The organism is Gammaproteobacteria bacterium, from assembly GCA_016765075.1.
GTDB lineage: Bacteria > Pseudomonadota > Gammaproteobacteria.
On the sequence record JAESQP010000090.1, the window covers coordinates 1 to 17,747 of the forward strand.

General features: G+C 47.1%; 17 protein-coding genes. 6 read left to right on the forward strand and 11 right to left on the reverse strand.

Annotated elements, in window-relative coordinates:
- Positions 1-336 (forward strand): pentapeptide repeat-containing protein (locus JKY90_05315; protein MBL4851684.1); only part of this gene is annotated, 336 nt, incomplete at its 5' end.
- Between the two features lie 99 nt (positions 337-435).
- Here the strand turns inward: JKY90_05315 and JKY90_05320 are convergent.
- The 3 genes from JKY90_05320 to uvrD form a co-directional block, all read right to left on the reverse strand.
- Complete coding sequence (locus JKY90_05320) at positions 436-1,152, reverse strand: hypothetical protein (GenBank protein ID MBL4851685.1); 717 nt, start codon at positions 1,150-1,152, stop codon at positions 436-438.
- A 262-nt stretch (positions 1,153-1,414) separates the two neighbouring features.
- Complete coding sequence (gene dctP, locus JKY90_05325) at positions 1,415-2,506, reverse strand: TRAP transporter substrate-binding protein DctP (GenBank protein MBL4851686.1); 1,092 nt, start codon at positions 2,504-2,506, stop codon at positions 1,415-1,417.
- Between the two features lie 8 nt (positions 2,507-2,514).
- Positions 2,515-4,710, reverse strand: a complete 2,196-nt coding sequence (gene uvrD, locus JKY90_05330; protein ID MBL4851687.1) for a DNA helicase II — start codon at positions 4,708-4,710, stop codon at positions 2,515-2,517.
- A gap of 84 nt (positions 4,711-4,794) precedes the next feature.
- On the opposite strand from uvrD, the gene JKY90_05335 reads away from it, so the two are divergent.
- Positions 4,795-5,238 (forward strand): hypothetical protein, encoded by a 444-nt coding sequence (locus tag JKY90_05335; protein MBL4851688.1) that lies wholly within the window; start codon positions 4,795-4,797, stop codon positions 5,236-5,238.
- Positions 5,239-5,260: 22 nt separating this feature from the next.
- On the opposite strand, the gene JKY90_05340 is transcribed toward JKY90_05335, so the two are convergent.
- Positions 5,261-6,763 carry a YifB family Mg chelatase-like AAA ATPase gene (locus JKY90_05340; GenBank protein ID MBL4851689.1) on the reverse strand — a complete coding sequence of 501 codons (1,503 nt, stop codon included), beginning with the start codon at positions 6,761-6,763 and terminating at the stop codon, positions 5,261-5,263.
- Between the two features lie 43 nt (positions 6,764-6,806).
- The gene (locus tag JKY90_05345) at positions 6,807-7,049 is read right to left on the reverse strand and encodes an accessory factor UbiK family protein (protein MBL4851690.1); all 243 of its coding nucleotides are present in this window, start codon (positions 7,047-7,049) and stop codon (positions 6,807-6,809) included.
- Positions 7,050-7,524: 475 nt separating this feature from the next.
- Here JKY90_05345 and glnK point away from each other — a divergent pair, with 475 nt between their 5' ends.
- The 3 genes from glnK (at position 7,525) to JKY90_05360 (ending at position 9,792) form a co-directional block, all read left to right on the forward strand.
- Positions 7,525-7,863: a P-II family nitrogen regulator gene (gene glnK, locus JKY90_05350; protein ID MBL4851691.1), complete on the forward strand. Its 339-nt coding sequence runs from the start codon at positions 7,525-7,527 to the stop codon at positions 7,861-7,863.
- Between the two features lie 34 nt (positions 7,864-7,897).
- Positions 7,898-9,160, forward strand: a complete 1,263-nt coding sequence (locus JKY90_05355; GenBank protein ID MBL4851692.1) for an ammonium transporter — start codon at positions 7,898-7,900, stop codon at positions 9,158-9,160.
- A 140-nt stretch (positions 9,161-9,300) separates the two neighbouring features.
- Entirely contained in the window at positions 9,301-9,792 is a 492-nt protein-coding gene (locus tag JKY90_05360; protein MBL4851693.1) for a DUF4124 domain-containing protein, read from the forward strand.
- Positions 9,793-9,848: 56 nt separating this feature from the next.
- Here JKY90_05360 and JKY90_05365 read toward each other — a convergent pair whose 3' ends face one another.
- From JKY90_05365 to JKY90_05390, 6 genes are all read right to left on the reverse strand, one after another.
- The gene (locus JKY90_05365) at positions 9,849-10,460 is read right to left on the reverse strand and encodes an SPOR domain-containing protein (GenBank protein ID MBL4851694.1); all 612 of its coding nucleotides are present in this window, start codon (positions 10,458-10,460) and stop codon (positions 9,849-9,851) included.
- A gap of 2 nt (positions 10,461-10,462) precedes the next feature.
- Entirely contained in the window at positions 10,463-12,211 is a 1,749-nt protein-coding gene (locus tag JKY90_05370; GenBank protein ID MBL4851695.1) for an arginine--tRNA ligase, read from the reverse strand.
- A 105-nt stretch (positions 12,212-12,316) separates the two neighbouring features.
- On the reverse strand, positions 12,317-14,524 hold the full coding sequence (locus JKY90_05375; GenBank protein MBL4851696.1) for a primosomal protein N': 2,208 nt from the start codon (positions 14,522-14,524) through the stop codon (positions 12,317-12,319).
- Positions 14,525-14,857: 333 nt separating this feature from the next.
- A complete protein-coding gene (gene hemJ, locus JKY90_05380) occupies positions 14,858-15,280 on the reverse strand; it encodes a protoporphyrinogen oxidase HemJ (GenBank protein ID MBL4851697.1) in 423 nt (140 codons plus the stop codon).
- 63 nt (positions 15,281-15,343) lie between these two features.
- Positions 15,344-15,898 (reverse strand): phosphoglycerate mutase family protein, encoded by a 555-nt coding sequence (locus tag JKY90_05385; GenBank protein MBL4851698.1) that lies wholly within the window; start codon positions 15,896-15,898, stop codon positions 15,344-15,346.
- Positions 15,899-15,909: 11 nt separating this feature from the next.
- Positions 15,910-16,794 (reverse strand): SDR family oxidoreductase, encoded by an 885-nt coding sequence (locus JKY90_05390; GenBank protein MBL4851699.1) that lies wholly within the window; start codon positions 16,792-16,794, stop codon positions 15,910-15,912.
- A gap of 135 nt (positions 16,795-16,929) precedes the next feature.
- Here JKY90_05390 and JKY90_05395 point away from each other — a divergent pair, with 135 nt between their 5' ends.
- Positions 16,930-17,697: a hypothetical protein gene (locus tag JKY90_05395; GenBank protein ID MBL4851700.1), complete on the forward strand. Its 768-nt coding sequence runs from the start codon at positions 16,930-16,932 to the stop codon at positions 17,695-17,697.
- Positions 17,698-17,747: the final 50 nt, after the last annotated feature.

Genomic DNA, 17,747 nt, shown 5'->3' on the forward strand with positions numbered 1-17,747 from the left:
AAAGGTTTTCAGCCATTAGCCACCCTTGATTGTGATCGGTTTGTGGGTGCTGATCTCAGTGGCCGTCAGCTTGACGAGGCCAACTTGGTTGAGCATGACTTGAGTGATGCCAATTTACAAAAGGCTAGCCTGATTCATGCTGATTTTCGCATTGCCAAATTAGTCAATACCGATTTTCGTGGAGCCGATCTGACGGGTGCAGATTTTAGTTATGCCATATTAGATGGTGCGCGACTACAAGGAGCGAAACTCAGTAGTACTAAATTCTTTCATGTCGATCTAGACAAATTGGATTTGCAAGATGTCGATATAAGCCAGGCACAAGTGCTTGTTTGAGTGTGGCAATCAGTAAATAGATATTAATTTCGAGTATTTGTTGGCAATAAAAATCCCCTATACGCAATGCGTACAGGGGATTGTGTAGAGCGCTAAAATTTATAGATCGAAGCTAGCGCCGACACTGACGACAAAGGTGACTTCATCGGAGTTAGAACCAAGAGCGCTGGATCTTGCATTATCATTTGTTGAAAAACCAATGCTTGCTTCCCAAGTGTCGTCAAAAGATTTAACGAGGCTTGCATCAAAGTGAGTATAATCATCGTTGTTGTTGATGTCCCAGTTACCGATGACGAAACTTGCACTTAAAGTATCGTTAATAGGCAGGTCATATCCTAGTGAAAAATAAGGAGCATCTTGCTCGTCGCCATTAAAAACAACATTAAAGGCTTGAATGTAGGTGAATGAAAACTGGCCATAACCAAGACCAATGACCAATTCTTCGTAATCTTGGAAGAAGTCTTCGCGTGTATAAGTGAGGGCTACCAGACCAATATCGTATGAAAGGGCGCCAGCTTCGCCTGCGTAGCCAACATAGTAATCAATCTCGTTTTCACCAGCAGAACCGGTTGTGCCGCCGCCAACATTCGAACCCCAAACACCAACGTAGAAACCAGCACCTGAATCCCAATCAACGCCGCCAGATACCGCAGCTTCGCCACCAGTTTGTGAAATACCTCGAAACAAGTAATCACTTGCAACACCTGCATTGGCTGAAAATGAGCCAGTAGCACTAGCAACCATAGGTACAGTCATGCCAGCAATCGCTAGCGAAGTCGCCAGGGCAAGCGGGCTAAGTTTTTGAGTCAAGGACATTATTATCTCCTGGTTAATAAGGTAAAAAAATAGGTAGTTCAATGCCCGTGCGTACTGTCCTGTGTCTAGGTCATACAGTACCGAGGCTGTATCTTCCATAGCAGCTAATGTGCCAAGAGTATTTTCTATTTATTTAACAATGAGTTAAGTTAACTCTGAAGGTGGGAGTTGTTTTGCCAAAAAATAAATGCACAGTTTTGATTCACTATATGCCTATTTCGCACAGCTTTGGTGCGCAGTAGTATGCTGACGTTAAGGCGAGCTAGCTTAGTGCTTTGGCGTAGGCGGTTTCAGACAAGGCGCTCCATTGGGCATTGTCTTTGGCAAAGGCGCGGTAGGCGTTAAGCACTTTGGCAAAGGTGGCGTCTTTGGCTGCTTCTTCATTCAGTGATTCTTCGGTCAGTTGTTTGAGCGCAGTGATGACATCATCAGGGAAGGGCAGGATTTCGACTTTGTGTTCTTCACGTAAAGTTTTGAGTGCAGTGAGGTTTTTGGCTTCGAACTCAGACAGCATCCAGATATTACTGGCCGCTGCTGCATTCTCGACGATTAGTTGCAGATCTTCGGGTAGCTGTTGCCAGGCATCCGTGTTGATGATGAGCTCTAAGGTGGGGCCGGGCTCGTGCCAACCAGGGTAGTAATAATATTCTGCCGCACGATGCAGGCCGAGCCGCAGATCATGATAAGGCCCGACCCATTCCGTGGCATCGATATTACCGCGTTCCAGTGAGGTATAAATTTCACCACCAGATAATAAGACGGGGTTGGCGCCCGCTTTGGCCATGACTTTGGCGCCTAACCCAGGGATGCGTATTTTAAGTCCTTTCAGATCAGCAATAGATTCAATCTTTTTACGAAACCAGCCACCCATTTGCACGCCGGTATTGCCCATCGGTAGCGGGGTCAAATTAAACGGTTGATAGATTTCTTGCCATAGTTCTCGGCCGCCACCGTAATACATCCAGGCGTTCATACCTTGCGCATTAAGACCAAAAGGCACGGCGGTAAAAAATTGTGCCGCAGGAACCTTGCCTGCCCAATAATAGGCGGCACCATGCCCCATTTCGACCGTACCTTGTGATACGGCATCAAAACTTTGCAAGGCTGGAATGAGTTCGCCGCCGGCGAATACAGCAATACGTAAACGATTATTACTCATCAACGCGACGTCTTTGCTGAAGCGTTCGACACCTTCGTGAAAGATGGGAAAATTAGGTGGCCAGGTGGTGACAATTTTCCAATTGAAGCGTTGATCTGAAACAGCAGCTGTGCTCTGTTCGCCACGTTCACAGGCAGCCAACCCTGTAGCGATACCAGCAGCGCCTAGGCCTTGTACAAATTGACGTCTTTTCATTCTTGTTCCTATATTGCTTGCAGATTGGCGTAGGCAGCGACCAACCATTTGCTACCTGCGGCATTAAAATTAATTTGTATACGCGCTTGGCTGCCTTGTCCTTCGTAACTCATAATGGTGCCTTCACCAAACTTGGGGTGTGCCACTTGCTGGCCAAGGCGCAAGCCTAACGGTGCGTCATCGATAGGTGCACTACGTTGTCTATTTCCTCGCCCGGTTGCCTGTGGTCTGGTGCGGCGCACAGTATTGGTTTGTGGTGCGCGTTGTTTTGGTCTGATCTCTTTAATTAGTTCTGTAGGAATTTCATTAATAAAGCGTGAGGGTGCGGCAAAGGTTTCAGAGCCGTGTATGCGACGGGTTTCGGCATGGGTAATATAAAGCCGTTGTCGTGCGCGGGTAATGCCGACATAGCATAATCGACGCTCTTCCTCTAAACGTCCCGGTTCGTTAATTGACATTTTATGTGGGAACAGCCCTTCTTCAACGCCACATAAAAATACCGTAGGAAATTCCAGGCCTTTGGCACTGTGCAAAGTCATTAACTGTACGCAGTCGTCGCTTTGGTTGCCTGCGGATTCGCCGGCTTCTAATGAAGCATGAGATAAAAATGCATCGAGCGGTGCCATGTCCATGGACTCATCGTATTGAAATTGGCGCGCCGCAGAACCAAGTTCTTCCAGGTTTTCAATGCGTGCCTGACCGCGTTCACCTTTGTCTTTTTTAAAATGTTCTATTAAACCGGTATGTTCGACGACCAGTTCAACCGTGTCACCAAGATCTAGCCCATCGCAATCGTTTGCAAGTTTTTCGATAAGACTAACAAAGCCTGATAGAGCGCTGATAGCACGTGATGCGAGCAATTGTTGATGACATAACGCACAAGCGGCATCCCATAACGAAACTTTATAGTCACGAGAATGATCACGTATGGCTTGCAAACTACGCTCGCCGATGCCACGGGTAGGTAAGTTCACGACACGTTCAAATGAGGCATCGTCATGCCGATTACTCATCAAACGTAAATAGGCTAAGGCATTTTTAATTTCGGCACGTTCATAAAATCGCAAGCCGCCATAAACGCGATATGCTATCCCGCGCGCCAGTAAAGCTTCTTCGAATAAACGTGATTGTGCATTCGAGCGATAAAGAATGGCGTGATCACTGCGACGCATATCGAGATCGGTGTAAATTGCAATTTGTTCGATGACGTAGCGCGCTTCTTCAATATCATTAAAGGCACGATAGAGCTGGATGGGTTCGCCATTGCTGCCATCGGTCCACAGTTTTTTGCCCAGGCGAGACGTATTATTTTCAATCAAGGCATTCGCTGCGTTCAATATATTGGCAGTTGAACGGTAATTTTGTTCTAAACGAAAGGTTTGCGTGCCAGTAAAGTCTTTGCTGAAACGTTGAATATTTTCAATTTTAGCGCCACGCCAGCCATAGATTGATTGGTCATCATCGCCAACAACAAATAATTTATTATCTCTGCCTGCTAACATCTGAATCCAGGCATACTGAATTGAGTTAGTATCTTGAAACTCGTCAACCAGGATATGTGAAAATCGGCCACGATAATGGTTGAGTATTTCTGGTTTATTGCGCCATAGTTCAAGCGCACGCAAAAGCAATTCAGCGAAATCAATGAGGCCGCCGCGCTGACAAATATCTTCATAGCCTTGGTAGATTTTGACCATCTGCCGTAGGTATGGGTCACCGCGATCTTCAATATGTGCTGCACGCAGTCCCTCGTCTTTGCGCGAATTAATAAATCCCTGCGCTTGTTTGGCCGGCCACTGTGAATCGTCAAGATCCATTGCCTTGATTAAACGTTTAATGATGCGCTGCTGATCTTGTGAGTCGAGTATTTGAAAACCCTGGGGCAGGCTAGCATCTTGCCAATGCGTACGTAACAAGCGGTGAGCAAGGCCGTGAAAGGTGCCGACCCACATCGAGCCAACGGGAATGCCGAGCAGGCTTTCGATACGGCCACGCATCTCGGCGGCAGCCTTGTTGGTAAAGGTGACGGCAAGCACCGCATAGGGCGAGACTTTTTCGACTTCGATTAACCAACTTATACGATGTACGAGTACTCGCGTTTTGCCACTGCCAGCGCCAGCCAGTATCAGAGCATGCTGACCATCGACAGTGACGGCATTACGTTGGGCTTCGTTAAGGGGGTTTAATATTTCGCTGACATCCATCGGCGGCATTTTAGCAGATTGTATCGCTGACTTTCAGTATCGAATAAGATGTATCATTAGAACGAGTGTGCACTGGAGAACGTTGTGAATTTATTAGGCATTAAGCAAATTATCAGTATTGGCCTTTGCCTTATCATGTTGATATTAGTGGGCTGTGAGAAAACATTGGAGGTTGACCCGCAACTGATTGCTATTAGTTTTTACGCCAACCTAAAAGATAAAGATTTTGAGAAGGCCAGCGAATTATTCTCTCCTGGAATGCAAGAAAGCGCCTCGCACCAAGCCTGGATTGACTTTATGGCAGGTGTACAAGAGGATCTTGGCAAGTTAAACAAGGTACGTTTCAAAAATATCGAGACCAATACGGTACGCACTGGCCGCATGTTTATCTTTGATGTTGCAGTAAGTTATGAAAAAGGTAACGCTGCCGAGACACTGCGCTTGTTTCAACACCTCAGCGCTACCGATCTTGAAGCGGTGTCCTATGATGTTAGAGCCAATGGACTGACGGTGCGCGCACCACGCTAGTCTGTGCCTCTGCCTATATAAGCTAGGCGCCACGATCCATGCGACGATAACTGATAGCCTCATGCAGGTGTGAGCTGGCGATATGCTCGCTAGCCGCTAAATCGGCAATGGTACGTGCAACCTTGAGAATGCGATGGTAGGCGCGAGCGGAGAGTTTAAGCTGTGTCATCGCTTGTTGCAGTAGCTTGGCATCTTCATCGCGTAGTGCGCAGGTTTGTTTAATTTCTTTTTCACTGAGCGCTTGATTGGTTTTATTACAGCGTTGCGTTTGTAATAAACGCGCGGCTTTGATGCGTTTGGCCACATCAAAGCTTGATTCGGCTAGCGCCCTGTTATGCAGTTCTTGTATCGGCACTGCGGGCACTTCAACATGCAGGTCGATACGGTCGAGCAAGGGGCCAGAGATACGTGAGCGGTAGCGATTTATTTGATCGGGTGAGCAACGGCAGGCGACGTTGTTATCGCCATAATGGCCGCAGGGGCAGGGGTTCATGGCGGCAATTAATTGAAAACGTGCTGGGTATTGCGCTTGCCGTGCAGCACGCGAAATAGAGATGCTGCCTGACTCGAGTGGTTCGCGTAGTACTTCCAATACTTTACGATCAAATTCGGGCAGCTCATCGAGAAACAACACGCCGTTATGCGCCAGTGAAATTTCGCCGGGTTTGGCAAGGCTGCCACCGCCCACCAGCGCGACTGCCGATGCGGTGTGGTGTGGATGGCGAAAAGGACGACGCCCCCAGTGCTGCCAATCGATGCCATGGTTGCTGACGGAACTGATCATTGCTGTTTCCAGCATTTCGTTTTCGGTTAGCGGTGGCAAGAGTTTGAGCAAGCGTGAAGCAAGCATAGTTTTACCGCTGCCTGGCGGGCCGATCATAATGAGGTTGTGAGCGCCTGCGGCAGCGACTTCCAATGCGCGTTTGGCATGAAACTGCCCATGCACTTCACTCAGGTCAGCTTCGTCGTTGGTGACCTCAATGTGTGGTCGTGGTGTGATACGTGCCAGCGGTTTAACCTCTTGCAGGTGTGCACAGACGGCAAGCAAATGATCAGCGCCAACACAATGCGCTGTTTTAATCAGGCTGGCCTCAGCAGCGTTAGCTTGGGGCAAGATCAGTCGATGCCCAGCCTTGCTGGCGGCGAGGACAAAGGGTGCGACACCATGGCAAGTACGTAAGCTACCATCAAGCCCTAATTCACCGATAACTTCGTAGTTGTCGAGGCTGCTTTGTTTAATCTGTCCTGATGCACATAAAATACCCAGAGCAATAGCCAGGTCGTAGCGTGCGCCTTCTTTAGGCAGGTCGGCAGGTGCCAGGTTGACGGTAATACGTCGCGGTGGAAAATCGAATTGCGAATTTAATAAGGCGCTGCGTACGCGATCTTTACTTTCTTTGACGGCAGTTTCGGGTAGACCAACGATCGAAAAGCTGGGCAAGCCACGTGACAAATGCACTTCAACAATGACCGGCGGCGCACTAATGCCGACTGCGGCACGACTCAAGACCTTGGCTAAGGCCATAACAACATCCTTGTTAGTGAGAAAATTCTTGCCTGGTCAGCAACTATTTAGGCGCTTCCAGTTGCGCTAGTTGTTTTTCCAAGGCATCCACCTTACTACGTGTACGTTCAAGTACGCCACGTTGCACATCGAATTGCTCTCGTGTGACTAAATCCAGCTTGCCTAAGCGTGATTGCAGCATAGCTAGAAATTGTCGCTCCAGGTCAGCTTGTATTTCGCGTGCGCCGCTGGGCACAGCGGCGGCGAGTTTTTTTGCTAGCTCATCAAACAACGTAGAGTTGATCATTTCTTAGGGTGATCCAAAAGAGTAACAGTCGGTATCTTATCCCATCGAGCATCTTGCATAAATGGTTGAATAAAGCGAGCCATAGTGGTGCGAAGCCCTATAAAAAGCGAACCACATTGGTGCATAGGTTCTGCGTTAAGCATGTCACACAACATAACACTATGATTATTATAATAAAAAAAATTTGGCACAAATGATGCCCCTCATTATTCGTCTAATAGCGCGAGTTTGCTTGTATTGCGGAGTTGTTGTGTCGAGTGTGTTGCACACCTTCAGGGTTTTTTACTCCGAAGGTACATTGTAATTATCCCTTAAGGGGGGTGCTTCCTGTGGCCGTAGGCCTTTGGGGTGTGTCCACACCGAACATCGTAGTGCTAGAGATTGAGCCAGGGTCGCCAGGGGTCGTATTTGATGACCAGGAGAGTGCAGTTTTTGTTGTGCAGAATAGTCTAACCATGATTTTGAAGGAGAGGATATGAAGTTAGTTACAGCAATCATTAAGCCATTCAAGCTTGATGATGTCCGTGAAGCGTTATCGGAAATTGGCGTAAAGGGGATCACAGTGACCGAGGTTAAGGGGTTTGGCCGTCAGAAGGGTCATACGGAGCTTTATCGCGGTGCGGAGTACGTGGTGGATTTTATACCCAAAGTCAAAGTCGAAATTGCAATTAGTGATGATATGACAGATCAAGTGATCGAGTCGATTACTAAAGCTGCCAACACGGGCAAGATTGGTGATGGCAAAATTTTTGTTTATGACATGAGCCAGGCCATTCGTATTCGTACCGGTGAAGTTGGCGACGAAGCTTTATAAAACACATTTTAAGTTAACTTCCGCGGAGGATGTTATGGAAGCAAATATTTTTCACCTGCAGTATGCAATGGACACCTTTTATTTCTTGGTGTGCGGCGCGCTGGTCATGTGGATGGCCGCTGGCTTTTCCATGCTTGAAGCCGGTTTGGTTCGTGCTAAAAATACCACTGAAATCTTAACCAAAAACGTCGCGCTTTATGCTGTTTCTTGCATTATGTATATGGTTTGCGGCTACGCTATTATGTACGACGGTGGTTTTTTCTTGTCTGGCATTGCTGATGTAAATGTTGATGAAGTCCTCGCTGGCATGGCAGAACAAGGCGACTTCACGGGTGATGCAACCTATGCCGGCGCATCTGATTTCTTCTTCCAGGTTGTTTTTGTAGCTACAGCGATGTCGATTGTTTCTGGCGCCGTTGCAGAGCGTATGAAGCTTTGGGCCTTTTTGTTTTTCGCCGTGGTGATGACGGGTTTTATCTATCCAATGGAAGGTAGCTGGACCTGGAACGGAGCTGATGTATTTGGCTTATATAACCTTGGCGAGTTGGGTTTCTCCGATTTTGCTGGCTCAGGTATCGTCCACATGGCCGGTGCTTCGGCAGCTTTGGCGGGTGTAATTCTACTGGGCGCGCGTAAAGGCAAATACGGCAATGATGGAAAAGTACACCCTATTCCTGGTGCCAACCTACCGCTAGCCACCTTAGGCACATTCATTTTATGGATGGGTTGGTTCGGTTTTAACGGCGGCTCAGTGTTAAAACTTGGTGACATCGCCAACGCTGCGTCAGTGGCTATGGTGTTTTTGAATACCAATGCCGCGGCTGCGGGCGGCTTGGTTGCGGCCTTAGTTCTGGCTCGTGTATTGTTCGGCAAAGCTGACCTGACTATGGCGCTTAACGGTGCCTTAGCAGGCTTGGTTGCGATTACTGCTGAGCCTTCTACGCCAACGGCTTTGCAAGCAACCTTGATTGGCGCAGTAGGTGGCGTCATCGTTGTATTGTCTATCATCTTGCTTGACAAGCTGAAGATCGATGATCCTGTCGGTGCTATCTCTGTGCACGGTACGGTGGGCTTGTTCGGTCTATTAGTGGTACCGCTAACTAACGATGGCGCGGCCTTCACTGGCCAGCTCATAGGCGCGGCCACTATCTTTGTTTGGGTCTTTGTCACTAGCTTGATTACCTGGAGTATTCTCAAAGCAGTTATGGGTATTCGTGTCAGTGAAGAAGAAGAGTATGCAGGTGTTGATATATCTGAATGTGGAATGGAAGCCTATCCAGAGTTCAGCAAGAAATAGATTCCTGCTCAGTCAGGCTTAAGGGGCGCTTTAGCGCCCCTTTTTTTGTGACCGAATTAGAGAGTTTTTGCTAAAAATATGGAAATTGACCAATAATCGCGTTAAGTTAACAGCCAGATTCGCTGTAGTGGAGTTGTTCTATGATTAAATTCTGCATTGCTATTTTACTCGTGCTCTTATTTTCAAGCGCACAGGCCAAGCTCTATCAGTATGAAGATGCCGAGGGTAATGTTTATTTTACTGACGTGCCGCCTATTGGTGTCAATGTGCAAGAGCATGAGCTTAAAGGGGGTAAGTCTCGCGTAGAAAATGTAGAGGCACTCCATGCTGCGCGTGAGGCGCTGGTTAAAGCAAAAGAAGCGGCCACTAAGGCTACAGTTATTTCTGAGAAAGCAGCCAAGGATCAAGAGATTCGTGACAAGAACTGTGAGATTGCGCAAGAGCGTTTGCGCTTTTATAGCGACAATGCTGGACGACGTATTCGTGTTAAAAATGCAGAAGGCGAATATATCTATAAGACAGCAGAAGAAACCATAGCCAACACGGAAGCGGCCAGCCAGCTCGTTGATGAATGGTGCAATCCACCTAAGTCGCAAGAGGCCGAAAGAGGGGATGGGGCAGCTCAGCCATAACCTGATATTTAGTTAGGCGAAACGGAACTGTTAAGCGCGTTTTTTGCGAAAGAAAGCTAATTTATCTGCAATACTACGGTTTCAATATCATTATCTTGTAATCGATAGCGTACCGTATTCACTTTATCGAGCCTATCGAACGGTCCGACCCGAACGCGATGCCAAGCGACCTTGTCATTAATTTTTACAGTTTCGATATTTGCTGTGACACCAATTAAGGCCAACCGTGCTTTAAGTTGATCGGCCTGTTTAAAGGTTTTAAAGGCGCCCGCTTGTAATAAGTAATTGCCACCCTTATCAGCATCGGGAATTGGCGCAACTTTTTTTGGCTGACTTTTTATAATTTGTTCATCAGGGATGATTATTTCACGTTCAGGTAATAAGTGATAAAAATCAAACCGCGGCTTCTCGGCTACTTTTTGTTTAGCTACGCTGGTTTTCTTTTTTGTGGCAGGTTTGGCTTTTTGCTTGGTCGCAGGTTCAACAGCGGTATTGTCAAGGTTAGCTTCGGTGCGCGTATAGAGATAAGCGGCCAGTGCTACGATTAAGCCTAGTATTAAGCCAATTAGTAGCCATAACCATGGTGGTGTTGGCTTATTGCGTTGGCCGGCGCGTCGATTAGTACTGCGGCGGGCTTGTTTTTTTCGAGCTTTAGGTTTGGTTGCCATGCTTACATCGATTTGGGTGCTGAGACACCCAGCAACGTTAGGCCATTCTTCAACACCTGAGCTACTGCGTTGATTAGTGTTAGGCGTGCATTACGTATTGCATGGTCATCGACTAAAAAGGCATGAGCGTTGTAATAGCTGTGAAAGTCGCCGGCTAATTGCCTTAGATAATTTGCTAGCTGATGTGGTTCGCGTTGTAAGGCGCTATTGAGAACGATCTCTGGATAGCGGGAAAGAGTCATCATAATATCGATTTCGTGCTTTTCTTTTAATGGTGTTAAGGTAACACTGGTATCGAGCGGACTAAAACTCTTTTCCACCAATTTATTCATGGCCGTAGAAATTCTTGCATAGGCATATTGAATATAAAACACCGGGTTTTCGTTAGATTGTGATTTAGCCAAATCAAGATCGAAATCCATGTGTTGTTCAGTGCGGCGCATGACATAGAAAAACCGCGCAGCATCATTACCCACTTCTTCACGTAGTTCACGTAAAGTGACGAAAGAGCCACTGCGCGTCGACATGGCAACTTTTTTGCCATGTCGAAATAAGTTAGCAAATTGCACCAGCAAGACTTCCAGTCTTTTTGGGTCTTCCCCTGTTGCTTGAATGGCGGCTTTAACGCGCGCGATATAACCGTGGTGATCGGCACCCCAGATATTAATGACGTGGTCATAACCGCGGCTGTATTTTTCCAGGTGATAGGCAATATCGGAGGCAAAATAGGTGGGCGCGCCGTTATCGCGCAATACCACACGATCTTTTTCATCACCAAAGTCACTGGACTTAAACCATAGGGCGCCTTCTTTCTTGTAAATAGTGTTAGCACCTTTTAACCGTTCTATGGCTTTGTCAATGGCCTGGCTGTTGACTAGAGAGCGTTCTGAAAACCATTGTTCATATTCAACGCCAAATTCAGTCAGGTCTTCACGGATGTCACTCAGAATCACATCTAATCCGGCTTGATGAAAAATGAAGTAATCCTCGTCGAGCAATGCTTTGGCATTATTAATCAGCCCGTCAATATGTGCTTCTTTATTGCCACCGGCGGGTTCATCAGCCGGTACTTTATCAAAGACTTGCGCTGCGCTGATTTTTAAACTATCGCCTTTGTCTTTAAAGACATTTGCCGCGATGTCATGGATGTAATCACCTTGATAACCATTGCTGGGAAATGTCAGCGTTTCACCACAAGCCTCTAAATAGCGTAGCCAAATGCTGGTCGCGAGAATATCCATCTGTCGCCCGGCATCATTAACATAATACTCACGTTCAACCGTGTAACCGATAGCGGTGAGTAAATTAGCCAGTGTCGCGCCATAGGCCGCGCCACGGCCATGGCCAACATGCAAAGGTCCGGTTGGGTTGGCTGAGACAAATTCGAGCTGAATTTTTTTGCCCTGACCATGGTTGCTCAAGCCATAATTTTCTGCCTGAGTCAGAATTTCACCGACGACGCCATGAGCAACGTCGGGCTTGAGGTGGAAATTAATAAACCCTGGGCCAGCAATTTCCGCTTTCTCGATAATCGCGTTATCAGGCAAGGCATCGATAATTAGCTGTGCTAGCTCACGTGGATTACGGCGAGCGACCTTAGTTAGCGTCATTGCCATATTGGTCGCGAAATCACCATGTGTTTTATCACGCGTGGCTTCAATATGGATGGGATGATTGTCGGGGCTGAGCTCGAGATCAGCGCTAATTTTCTCTAGGGCGCTGGTCAACAGTGCCTGGATCTGGTGTTTCATTAAAGCTTAAGTGTCCATAAAGCGAGAAGTACAACGGACTATTATGCCGCGCCTGTTAATGAGTGCAAGTGTGGTGCTATGAATTATAGCCATGTGACTTTACTGCTAATTCATATCCATTGGGTCAACATCGATTGACCAGCGCACTTTTCTTGCCAATTTTATAGTCGAAAGCTGGCGTACCCATTGATAAAGCAGCTGGTGCAAGCTGCGCCTGTCGTTGGCTTGTATGAGTAGCTGGGCACGGAAACGTCCTGCGCGCTTTGTCATGGGTGCGGGGATCGGGCCGAGTAAACTGATTTCATTTGCTGCGAATGATTCGGCATGTTCTTTTGCGCATTGTAAAAACTGTAGAGGTGCTGCTTCATCGACTGCCTCGGCACGTAATAAGGCCATATGGCTAAAGGGCGGCAGTTCGGCAGCGCGACGCTCGAGGGTTAATTGTTTACTGAATGCGCGGTAGCCTTCACTAATCAGTGTTTGTAGTAAAGGATGTTGTGGATGATGCGTTTGGATAAGCACGTGACCGGCTTTGTCGCTACGCCCAGCGCGCCCAGCAACTTGTACGACAAGCTGTGCTAGGTGTTCTAGCGCGCGAAAGTCTGTGGCGAATAGGCCTTGGTCGGCGTTAAGAATTGCAGCCAGTGTGATATTGGGTAGATGATGGCCTTTGGCAATCATTTGCGTACCAACCAGTATATCGCCTTGCCCGGTTTCGATTTGCTTGAGCAGCTTGTTCATCGCACCTTTTTGTTGGGTGGTATCGCGATCAATGCGAATAATGCGCTGATCGGGGAAGAGTGTTTTCAAGGTGTCTTCAATTTGTTCGGTACCAAAGCCGAGGGTAGTCAGCTCCTCACTTTGGCAATCACTACAGCGTTTGTCGAGTGCGCGTTGTGAGCCACAATGATGACAGCGTAGGCAGTGTTTGGCGTGGTGCACGGTCATATTGGCATCGCAGCGCTGGCATTTGGCAATCCAGCCACAGTCATGGCAGAACAAAACTGGGGCATAGCCACGACGATTGACAAATAAAAGTATCTGTTCACCTTTTGCCAAAGTTGCTTGCATGTGGGCAATCAACATGGGTGATAAGGCCCCCTTGAGTGCCTGGCGACGCATGTCGATAAGGCCGATGGTAGGTGGTTTTGCATTACCGCCGCGTTCGGGTAGGTGCAACCATTGATAGCGTTTGCAGCGCGCGTTTTCGCTCGATTCCAAGGATGGTGTGGCAGAACCCAGCACGATGGGGAGATTGAGTTGCTGTGCACGACGAATAGCAATGTCACGCGCATGGTAGCGAAAACCATCTTGCTGTTTGAAGGAGAGGTCGTGTTCTTCATCAACAATAATCAGGCCGGGATTGGCCAAGGGTAAAAATACGGCGGAGCGAGTGCCAACGATGATCTTGGCTTTGCCGCTGGCGGCAGCTTGCCAGGCGCGCGCGCGTTCGCTGTCGTTAAGACCGGAATGGTAGGCAACAAAGTTGTGATGAAAACGCTGCTGCACGCGCTGTGTTAATTGTGGGGTGAGGCCAATTTCGGGCACGAGTAGTAGGCATTGTTTGTTGTCATCTAAAGCGGCTTGCATGGCCTCGAAATAGACCTCCGTTTTACCGCTACCGGTCACGCCTTCGAGCAGCAAGCAGCTAAAGCCGCTGAGCTGTTGGCGTATTTGCGTGATGGCTGTTTGTTGGTGGCTGTTTAGCTGAATGTCTGACGTGTTAATTTTTGTACTAATCTTAGGCTCGCAGCGTTGAACCAACTGTTTATCGATCAGTATTTTTAAAATTGCTTGCCAGGAAAATGTACAGTTTTGCAGTTCAGTGCGGCTTAACATGAAATGGTTGGCGTGCTGAAACTGTTGCAGTAATGTTTGTTGGCGTGGTGCACGAGCCAGTGATTGGCACTCACAATCTTGGCCGGCCTGGGTTAAAGACCAGTGGTTGTCAGTGGCCTTGCTGACCTCTTGGTCGCGGCGTAGCAGGGTAGGTAGCGCAGTGGCTAAGACTTCACCTAAAGGGTGATGGTAGTAATCTGCGGCCCAACGACACAGCGTGAGTAATTCTTGTGGCATGCTGTCGCCATCAAGGCAACGAATGGCGCGACGCAGCCGTTCTCGGGGAATTTCGCTTTTTGCTGCCGTTTCAATCAAGACACCAAAGCGTGTGTTTTTGGCAAAGGGAATTTCAACTCGACTACCCACTGATAGATTGGAAATATCTGTGTCAATGGGTGCTAAATAGTCGAACAAGCGATACAGCGGCGTGGCGACTGCGATGCGTAAAATGATGTCATTTTTTGTTGACTTCATGGCTAAAATGATGGTTGTGGCTGGTCAAGGTTGACGTAAATCATTGTTTTTTTCGCTAAGTGATTGTTCGTTAGTGTTATCCACAAAATCTGTGGATAAGTCTGTGGATTAACTGCAATGTACAGTATAAAACAGTGGTTTTTATACTGCTTGTTACAAATTGGTTATAAATTGATCGATATATAAATATATTAAAAATCAATGACTTACATTTACATTAAATATAGCGGTAGTTTTTATAGAAAAATCGCTTGAAAATTTTTTAAATTTCTGCAGGTGTGCATAACTCACCGCAAAAACCTATTTAAGACAAGCAATGAGTGTATTTTGGTGCTAAAAGGGTTTGACCACGACCAAGATAATAATAGCGATGAGGCCGAGCACGGGGATTTCGTTGAGCCAGCGGTAAAAGACGTGACTATGCTGATTATTGTCGAGCTTGAACACAGTATAGAGCTTGCCGCAGTAGAAGTGATAAACCACCAGTAGCAGCACTAAAAAGAGCTTTAAATGCAGCCATAAGTCGCCAGAATACGCCGACCAAACCGTACTTAATAGCCAGCCGCCGGAAATCAGCGTTAGCACCATGCCAGGCGTCATGATGCCAAAATAGAGTTTGCGCTCCATGATTTTGAAGCGCTCGATGCTGGTCGCATCGTCGGCCCGAGCGTGGTAGACATAGAGGCGTGGCAAATAAAATAGCCCAGCAAACCAGGTTACCATAAAAATAACATGAAAGGCTTTAACCCATTCCATCAGTAGCTTTCCTCATAATGAATGATCCGGGGCACTGGTGTAGCACGGCTTCAATATGGCGCATTACATTTGATATACCCCATACTCCCAGTAATTACTACCCGGCTTTGAAGGGCCCGCCCAGTTTCTGGACAGTAATTCTTTGGCTATGAAATAATTTATAAGGGCATGCCCTACCAGTAATACGCTTTCATGGGTATGGGTTATTTCTATCAAAGTCGATGCTGCCAGTTTTGCTCTTTTCTTCGCCATCGATAGCGACTCTTCATTTTGAGAAAAGCCGAAAACTGACATACACCGTAGTAAAACAGCCCAGGTACTCACTGACATTTTCACGGAGCCACTGTTAAAATGAGGTAGGCTCACTTCCCGAAATACAGCATCAATTTTATGAATATCTATAAATCCAAGTGCCTTTGCAGATTCGATTGAACGACATAAATCACTGCACACGACTACATTGCATAATACTGCTTTTTCTTTTGCAACGGTTGGTGGTTCTGCGGATATACCTGAAAGATCATAATTTCTAATGATCTTTTTAATATCACGAGACCGCACTTTTCCTGCTAGCTCAAACGCCGGTTTTCCATGTCGAAGTAAAGTAATTTCTGCCATGTTGCAGTGATTTAATAATCTTTTTCTTTTTGTTTAAAACAATCGGCAAGACCCGATGCCAAATCAGGAAAGCGCAAGTTGACGCCTAAATGTTCACGCAGCCGTGTGTTATCAATGCGCCGTGATTCAGATAAATAAGACAGCATGGCTGGTGATAATTCAACTTTGGCTTGCTCCAGGCTAATCGTCTTTGGCCTGGGCAAGCCTGCGTAATCGGCGACAGCATTAAAATAATCGGTCATAGTGGATGGTTGATTATCGTTAACGTTATACAAGGCATAAGGCGCGTCTATTTTAGCAGCTTGCAGACAAGCGCTGACGAGGTCATCGACGTGAATGCGATTGCTGTACGGTGCTTCTTCGCTGTGTACTACGGGCTTAGCCAGCCTTGCCTCAGGTGTGCGACCAGGCCCATAAATCCCTGGTACACGTAGAGTGACGAAGGTGACCTTGTTTTGTCGGCACCAAGCCAATAATTGCTGCTCGGCGTCAAGACGTCGTTGTGCGCGATCACTTTGCGGATTGGTTGGACTGTCTTCTGTCACCCAGCCACCATCAGTATTACCGTAAACACCGGTAGTGCTAATCAATACAATACGTTCAGGTGGTGCTTGCTGACCCATAAGACGAAGGAACGTTTGCAACCGTTGGTCAACAGTGCCACTGGCTGGCGGTGGCACATGATAATGAATCACCGCGTTAGTACAATTAAGTTTGATATTGTTTGTCGTACGATCAAGGTCTAGTTGCTCGCATATAATGCCTGCACGCGTTAATTGTTGCGCCTTATCAGCACGCGTGACAGTTGCGGTAACGGTTAAGCCGCTTTGTATTTCAGCATGAGCAAGTCGCTGCCCGACATAACCGCAGCCAATAATGATTCGGTGGTTACTCATAATAAAAGTCTGTCGATAGTGAGAATAACCCTGATAGTGCGACTATAAGGCATCTTTAAGATGTAAAGTCAGGGACAGTGTTTTTGTGCCGACATATTTACTGTATTTATAGGCAGCATACAGGACAGCTCACACATGTTTCGTCAATTACGAATATTAGCGTTATTGTTATTGTTGTTTGGCGTTGCGCTCACTACATGGCAAACAAAAATGCGTACCACCGACTGGGATGAGTCTTTGTGGATGGTGGTATATCCGATAAACGGCGATGGCAGCGACGCGTCACGCCGATATATTGAAGGCCTGAAAGAATCTACGTTTGAGCCCATAGAAAGTTTTCTTAAACGTGAGGCGAAACGTTATGGTGTTGCCATTGATCAGCCACTTATCGTTAAGTTATCTACTGAGCTTGATGAATTACCACCCGCACCGCCGCAATCGGCTAACCCACTTAGGGTCGCCTGGTGGAGTTTGAAAATGCGTTATTGGGCACTTACACATAATAATTTTGACGGCCCATCGCCAGACATTCAAATGTTTGTGCTCTATCACGACCCAGATAAACAACAACAGTTAGCGCATTCCTTGGGGTTAGAGAAAGGCTTGATTGGTGTCGTCAATGCTCATGCGGGTAAAAAAATGGCAGCAAGAAATAATGTCGTTATCGCGCATGAGATGTTACATACGGTAGGTGCGAGTGATAAATACGATGTGTCGAATAACTTGCCCATTTTCCCTGTCGGTTATGCCGAGCCTGATCGCAACCCTTTGCATCCGCAGCGTAAGGCAGAGGTCATGGCAGGCCGCATTCCACACTCAGCACGTAAGGCGGTGATGCCGCGGGGACTTAAATCGACAATGGTTGGTGAAACAACCGCAATAGAGATTAGGTGGCTACCTTAGCCCGCGTATTGCATTATATTAGAATGAATTATATTTTTTGCCAGGTAGGG